Source organism: Methylobacterium sp. GC_Met_2, from assembly GCF_026540795.1.
GTDB lineage: Bacteria > Pseudomonadota > Alphaproteobacteria > Rhizobiales > Beijerinckiaceae > Methylobacterium.
The window spans coordinates 1-1,058 of record NZ_JALNUM010000260.1 but is presented as its reverse complement, the minus strand read 5'-3'; the positions used below and the strand labels follow the sequence as shown (position 1 = coordinate 1,058).

At 73.7% G+C, this 1,058-nt stretch carries 1 protein-coding gene; it reads right to left on the bottom strand.

Annotation, left to right across the window (positions count from 1 at the left end):
• A partial coding sequence (locus OXS49_RS33335; protein WP_267428768.1) for an FAD-dependent oxidoreductase occupies positions 1–1,058 on the bottom strand: 1,058 nt, incomplete at both ends.

Below are 1,058 nucleotides of genomic sequence, written 5' to 3'. Positions count from 1 at the left end.
TGCGGGACCGGACCGAGCACGGGCAGCGTGTCCGGGAGTGAGGGGCGGAAACCGAGCCACAGCTGCGGCTCCCCGTGAGTGAGGCCGGGAAAGAGCGCACGCGCGTGCTCGGCCAGGATCCGGGCGCGGGTCTCGTCCGGCGGGGCGTCGAGGCCCGCGAACTCGACCGTTCCGGCCGCGCGCAGGCCCCCTTCCATCGGCGTCACCCCGAAACCGCGCGACTTGTAGCTGATCGTGTAGCGCGGCTCGATCGAGGGCGCGGGCAACATGGCGTGGTAGCCGCGCTCGGTCTCGAGCGGCACGCGCACGCCGAGCGGATCGAGCAGCGCCTTCGACCACGCGCCGCCCGCGACCACGACGTCGGCGGCGACGCGGTTCGCGACGTTGGTCCAGACCGTGAAGCCGCCGCCCTCGCGCGGGATGAGCTTCAGGGCCCGCTCGGCGACGATCGTGCCGCCCTCTCCGCGCAGACGCTCGGCCAGGGCCCCGACGAGCCTGGCTGGGCTGATCGTGTAGCCGTTGCCGGGCACGAGGAGCGCGCGCCGCACGGCGCGGGAGATGCCGGGCACCATCTGCTGCAGGTCGTCGGCCCCGAGCACCTGCGCCTCGATGCCGTGCCGCTCGCGGATCTGCCGCTCGACGCGCGCGCCCGCGCTCTCGCCCTCGCCGTCCCAAACCTGGATCTGGCCGGTGCGCCGGACGAGCTCGCCGAACGCCTGCGGTCCGATCAGGTCCTGCCAGCAGGCGAACGCGTCCTTGTGCAGGGCGCGCAGCGCGTCCGAGATCGCTAGGACGCGCTCGATCCGCCCCTCCTTGATCCAGCGCATCAGCCAGGGCAGCGCGGTGGGCAAGTAGGAGGGGTGGACGACGAGGGGTCCCTTCTTGTCCCGGAGCCAGCCGGGCACCTGGCGCAGCATGCCGGGCATCGCGATCGGCGAGGCCGTGTCGGCGCTGATCATGCCGGCGTTGCCGTAGGAGGCGCCGCCGCCCGGCGGCAGCGGATCGATCACGGTGACATCCCGGCCGGCGCGCCGGAGGTAGAGCGCGGTCGACAGTCC